This window comes from Achromobacter sp., from assembly GCF_036567245.1.
Taxonomy (GTDB): domain Bacteria; phylum Pseudomonadota; class Gammaproteobacteria; order Burkholderiales; family Burkholderiaceae_B; genus Achromobacter.
Map to the genome: position 1 here is coordinate 1 of NZ_DATCUY010000129.1, position 5,776 is coordinate 5,776.

The 5,776-nt window shown below is 67.6% G+C and carries 6 protein-coding genes; 4 read left to right on the top strand and 2 right to left on the bottom strand.

Going from position 1 to position 5,776, the window contains the following annotated elements:
* The 4 genes from VIR09_RS05865 to VIR09_RS05880 all read left to right on the top strand — a co-directional run.
* The coding region (locus tag VIR09_RS05865; protein ID WP_332012021.1) for an ABC transporter ATP-binding protein at positions 1 to 717 on the top strand (717 nt) is incomplete at its 5' end.
* Positions 714 to 1,562, top strand: a complete 849-nt coding sequence (locus VIR09_RS05870; protein WP_332012022.1) for an ABC transporter permease — start codon at positions 714 to 716, stop codon at positions 1,560 to 1,562. The genes VIR09_RS05865 and VIR09_RS05870, both read left to right, overlap by 4 nt.
* Positions 1,559 to 2,350, top strand: coding sequence for an ABC transporter permease (locus VIR09_RS05875; protein WP_013395466.1), 792 nt, complete (start codon positions 1,559 to 1,561; stop codon positions 2,348 to 2,350). The genes VIR09_RS05870 and VIR09_RS05875 overlap by 4 nt, the downstream gene beginning before the upstream one ends.
* Positions 2,351 to 2,387: 37 nt before the next feature.
* Positions 2,388 to 3,401, top strand: coding sequence for a proline racemase family protein (locus VIR09_RS05880; protein WP_088142057.1), 1,014 nt, complete (start codon positions 2,388 to 2,390; stop codon positions 3,399 to 3,401).
* A 57-nt stretch (positions 3,402 to 3,458) separates the two neighbouring features.
* Here the strand turns inward: VIR09_RS05880 and VIR09_RS05885 are convergent, their stop codons facing one another.
* Positions 3,459 to 5,057 (bottom strand): GMC family oxidoreductase, encoded by a 1,599-nt coding sequence (locus VIR09_RS05885; protein WP_332012023.1) that lies wholly within the window; start codon positions 5,055 to 5,057, stop codon positions 3,459 to 3,461.
* A gap of 5 nt (positions 5,058 to 5,062) precedes the next feature.
* A partial coding sequence (locus VIR09_RS05890) for a shikimate dehydrogenase (protein ID WP_332012024.1) occupies positions 5,063 to 5,776 on the bottom strand: 714 nt, incomplete at its 5' end.

The following is a 5,776-nucleotide window of genomic DNA, read 5'->3' on the forward strand; positions in this document are numbered from 1 at the left end:
GGGCGTGCGCGCGCCGCGCTGGACATGGTGGGCCTGGCGGACTTCGGCCCGCGCTATCCCCGCGAAATGTCCGGCGGCCAGCAGCAGCGCGTGGCGCTGGCGCGCGCCATCGTGAATCAGCCCAAGCTGCTGTTGCTGGACGAACCGCTGTCGGCGCTGGACCTGAAACTGCGCAAGCGCATGCAGCTGGAACTCAAGCACCTGCAGGCCAAGCTGGGCATCGCCTTCATCTTCGTCACGCACGACCAGGAAGAAGCCATGACCATGGCCGACCGGGTGGTCGTCATGCATGCGGGCAAGATCGAACAGGTGGGCGGCGGGACCGACATCTACCGGCATCCCGCCACCCGCTTCGTGGCGGAGTTCATCGGCGATGCCAACTTCATGCCGTTCACGGCCATCGACGGCGACGCGCTGCTGATGGATGCCCAAGGGCTGCGCGTGCCGCTACCGGGCAAGACCGCGCCCGCGCGCGGCGTCGCCGTGCTGCGACCCGAGGACCTGCGCCTGGCCGATGCATCGACGGCCATGGCCCTGACCGGCACGGTCACCGACGTCATCAACGTGGGCAGCCACTGCATGATCCACGTGGACATCGGCGGACAGGTCCTGGTGGCGCGCCACGGCGGCATCGCGCCGTCCGGCCTGGGCCCAGGCGCCGCGGCGCGCCTGGCGTTCGCGCCGGAACGCCTGCACCTGATCGGTAAGCAGCCATGAGCACGCGCGCCAGGCGTTCGCCCTGCCTGCTGCTGGCGGCTCCCGTGCTGTTCTTCGCGGCCTTTTTCCTGGCGCCGCTGGCGGTGGTGGCGCTGGCCAGCATCACCGGCGGCCCCGACGGACTGACCCTCACCCCGCAGCAGTACTTGCGCGTGCTGGGCGACCAGTACCACTGGGACGTGATCCTGGTGACCTTCCGGCTGGCGTTCTTCACCACCGTCGCCTGCGTGGTCCTGGGCTATCCGCTGGCTTGGTATCTGGTGCGCGTGGTGCGCTGGCAGGCCTGGCGGCGCTTCTGCGTGATCCTGCTGGTGGTGCCGCTGTTCACCAGCAATATCGTGCGCGCCTTCGGCTGGATGGTGCTACTGGGCCGCAACGGCCTGGTCAACCAGGCCCTGGTGGGCGTGGGCGCCGCCGACCGCCCGGTGCGCTTCATCGGCACCGAACTGGGCATCCTGATCGGCATGGTCTACGTGTTGCTGCCCTTCGTGGTGCTGGCGGTGGGCAATGCGCTGGCGCGGGTCGATCCGGCCTGCGAGCAGGCGTCGGCCGACCTGGGCGCCAGTCCGGCGGCCACCTTCTTCCACATCACCTGGCCGCTGACCCTGCCCGGCGTGGTCTCCGGCGCCATCATGGTCTTCACCCTGGCCGTCAGCGCCTACGTGACGCCGGCCCTGCTGTCGGGCGGCCGCGTGTCGGTGCTGTCGATGCTGATCTTCCAGCAGTACAGCACGGTGTTCGACTTCCATTACGGCGGCGCGCTGAGCATGGTGCTGCTGGTGTTCACCTTGATCCTGGTGGCGCTGGCCAACCGCGCCGCCGTCCTGCCGGGAGCCACGCGATGATCGCCCGCAACCTGATCCGCCTGATCGCCCTGGGCGTGCTGGCCTACCTGGCCCTGCCGCTGGTGGTGATCCTGGGCTCTTCGTTCACGGCCACGCCTTACCTGGCGTTTCCGCCCAAGGGCTTCACGCTGGACTGGTACCGCACCCTGCTGATCGAAGCGGGCTACGTCGCCGCGTTCACGACCAGCACGGTGCTGGCCCTGGCCGCCACGGCCGCGGCCGTGCTGCTGACGGTGCCCGCCGCGCTGGCGGTGGCGCGCTACGAGTTTCCGGGCAAGGCTGCGCTGACCTCGGTGCTGATGTCGCCGCTGGTGCTGCCCCACATCGTGCTGGGCGCGGCGCTGTTGCAGTACGGCGCCTACTTCGGCCTGACGCGCAGCTTCCTGTCGCTGCTGATCGGGCACATCGTCATCATCGCGCCCTTCGTGCTGCGGTCCACGCTGACCTTGCTGACGCCGGAGCAGCGCGCGCTGGAGGAAGCCTCGGCGGACCTGGGCGCGAATCCCTGGACGACCTTCTTCCTGGTGGTGCTGCCGCAGATCCGGCCCGGCATCGTGACCGGTTCGATCTTCGCCTTCATCTCTTCGTGGATCAACGTGGAGCTGTCCATTTTCAACACCACGGCGGACCTCAACACCATCCCCGTGAAGCTCTTCAACTACGTGCAATACACGATAGATCCGACCATCGCAGCCGTATCGGGCGCCACGATCGTGGTTGCGGTGATCGCCATCGTCATCCTGGATTTGACCGTCGGGCTGGACATGCTGTCCGAACGCGGCAAATAACCTTTCTTCCCTACCTTACTTGTCTGGAGCCACAGTCATGCGCAAGCAAGACGCGTTCGATGTCATCTATACCCATACCGAAGGCGAGCCCCTGTGCATCGTGCATAGCGGCATCCCCTACCCCGCCGGCTCCACCATCCTGGAGAAGCGCGCCTTTCTGGAGCAGAACTACGACTGGCTGCGCAAGGCGCTGATGCGCGAGCCGCGCGGCCACAAGGATATGTTCGGCGTGTTCCTGACCCCGCCGTCCAGCCCGGAGTTCGACGCCGGCCTGATATACATCGACGGCACCGAGTATTCGCACATGTGCGGCCACGGTACCATCGCGGTCAGCATGGCCATGGTGGCCCACGGCCTGGTGCCGCGCGGCAAGGACGGCATCACCAAGATCCGCTTTGAAACCACCGCCGGCCTGGTGGTGTCGGAAGTGGCGTCCGAAGGCGACAACGTGCTGTGGACCCGGTTCGAGAACGTACCCGCCTACGTGGCCGCGCAGGACATCCCGGTGGAGCTGCCGGGCTACGGCAAGCTGTCTGCCGACATCGTCTGGGGCGGCAATTACTTCGGCATCGTCGACCTGTCCGGATGCGACCTGCGTATTTCGCCGGACAACGGCACGGAACTGTCGCGCATGGGCCTGCTCGTGCGCGACCAGCTCAACGCCCGCCAACGCATCCAGCATCCGACCGAGGCGCACATCAACAACCTGAACTTCATCACCTTCTGGCACCAGCCGACCATCGAGGGCGCGTTCTACAAGAACGTGCACGTGTTCAGCGCCGGCCAATTGGACCGTTCGCCCGGCGGCACCGGCACCAGCGCGATGATGGCCATGTTCGAGGCGCGCGGCAAGATGGGCCTGAACCAGCCGATCAAGTCCGAAGGCCTGCTGGGCAGCGGCGTGTTCGAGGGCTGCCTGCTGGGCGAAGTGGACCTGAACGGCACCCGCGCCGTGCGCCCCACGGTCAAGGGCACGGCCAGCATCCTGGGCACGGCGCGCTGGGTGATCGACAAGAACGACCCCGTGGGCGCCGGGTTCCTCATCCGCTGAAGTGACAAGGCGCACGGACCAATTGGCCCCGTGCGCCTTTGCCCAAGCCAGGCGCGGTTACGCCCGCGCCGCATCCTCCAGGATCATCTCCGCGCCGCGCTCGGCCACCATCATGACGGCGGCCTGGGTGTTGCCGGAGACCATCTTCGGCATCACCGAAGCATCCACCACGCGCAGGCCGGACAAGCCGTTCACGCGCAGGCGCACGTCGGTGACGGCGGCGGCGTCCGAACCCATGCGGCAGGTGCCGATGGGGTGGTAGATGGTCTGGCCGTTGCGCCGCGCGAAGTCCAGCCATTCGTCGTAGCTGTCCACCGCCGCGCCGGGGCTGATCTCGGATTCCACGTAGCGCTGCATGGCCGGCTGGCCGACGATGCGCCTGGCCACCTGCATGCCGCCCACCAGGCTGTCGCGGTCCACCTGGGCCGACAGGAAGTTGGGACGGATCGCCGGCCCGGCCTGCGGGTCCGCCGACTTGATGTGGATGGATCCGACCGATTCGGGCCGCAGCTGCGCCACGCCTATCGTCATGCCCGGATGCCGGTCCAGAATGCGTTCGGCCGCATTGGCGTAGCTGGCGTGCACGAAGAAGTACTGCACGTCGGGCGCGGGCAGGTCCGGCGCGCTTTTCACGAAGCCGTGCACCAGCCCCGTGCCCAGGGTCAGGATGCCCTTGTGGCTGGCATAGTAGCGCGCCACCTGCTGCGCCAGGCGCCAGCCGCGCGACATCTCGTTCAGCGTCACCGTGTCCTTCACCCGCCAGTTCATGCGCGTGGCAAAGTGGTCGATGTAGTTCTCGCCCACCTGCGGCTGCGCCAGCACCGGCGCAATGCCGAACGATTGCAGCAAGGCCGGGTTGCCGACGCCGGACAGCTCCAGCAACTGCGGCGACTGCACCGCCCCCATGCACAGCAGCGTCTCGCGACGCGCGCGCACCATGTGTTCTTGCCCGTTCTTGCGGTAGGCCACGCCCACGCAGCGCTTGCCCTCGAACACCAGCCGCGTCACGTGCGCGCCGCATTCCACGCGGAGGTTCTTGCGGCCGGTAGCGGGCTTCAGGTAGCCGTCCACCACGCTCCAGCGCCTGCCCCGGTGCTGCAGCACCTGGTAGTAGCCCACGCCTTCCTGGCTGCCGCCGTTGTAATCCGGGTTCAAGGGCTGCCCATCTTCCTGCGCCGCCCGCAAGAAGGCATCCGCGATGGGAAAGCGTTCGGCCACCTCTTCCAGGTGCATGGGACCGTTCTTGCCGCGGCTGCCATCGCCGGGTTCGTAGCATTCGATCTTGCGGAAGACGCGCTCGGCCTGGCTGTAGCCCCAGCCGGTGGCGCCGGCCGCCTCCCAGCCGTCGTAGTCCTGCGGCTGGCCGCGGACGTAGATCATGCCGTTGATCAGGGTCGAGCCGCCCAAACCCTTGCCGCGCGGCACGGCGATGATGCGGCCATGGACGTTGTCTTCCGGTTCGGTGGCGAAGCGCCAGTTGTATTCCGGGTTCACCAGCAACTTGGAAAAGCCCGCCGGGATGGAGATCCACATGCTGCGGGCTTCGTGGCCGGCCTCCAGCATCAGCACGCGGTACTTGCCGTCGGCGCTCAGGCGATTGGCCAGGATGCAGCCAGCCGTGCCGCCCCCGGCAATGATGAAGTCGTAGTCGCTCATACCGATCAGCGTCCTGTGCCAGCCAGCTTGTCCGCCGCCACGCCCAGCATCTGCGCCATCAGTTCGATTTGGCAAGCCAGCATCGGCGCGCCGTAATGCACCTTGCAGCCGCGGGCCTGCGCCGCCAGCAGCAAGGCGGTGTCCTTGGGCTGCATGATGACTTCGCACACCAACTGATCCGGCGTCAGGCGGTTGGCGTCCAGCGGCAGCGCGTCGTCGGGCTTCATGCCCAGCGAAGTGCCGTTGACCACCAGGTCATACCCGGACGGATCTGCCATACCCACGTCGATCCGGGCGTCGGGATGCAGCGACAGGATGCGCGCCTTGAGGTCTTCGGCCTTGGCCGTCGTGCGGTTGGCGATGGTCAGGCGCGACACGCCGGCCTGCACCAGCGCGAAACCGATGGCATTGGCCGCGCCGCCCGCGCCCGCCAGGTAGGCGCTTTTGCCGCGCAGGTCCACGCCCGCGGTTTGCAGGCCGCGCACAAAGCCTTCGCCATCCAGCATGTGCGCGGTGAGCTTGCCGTCGGCATCGCGGCGCACCACGTTGGCGGCGCCGATCTTGCGCGCCACCGGCGTCACGTCATCCACCAGGTCCAGGATGGCGGTCTTGTGCGGCATCGTCACGATGACGCCGCCCAGGTTCTCCAGCCGGCGCAAGCCTTCGACCACGGCGGCCAGATTATCGGGACGGGTGTGAAACGGCACGCAGACGCCGTC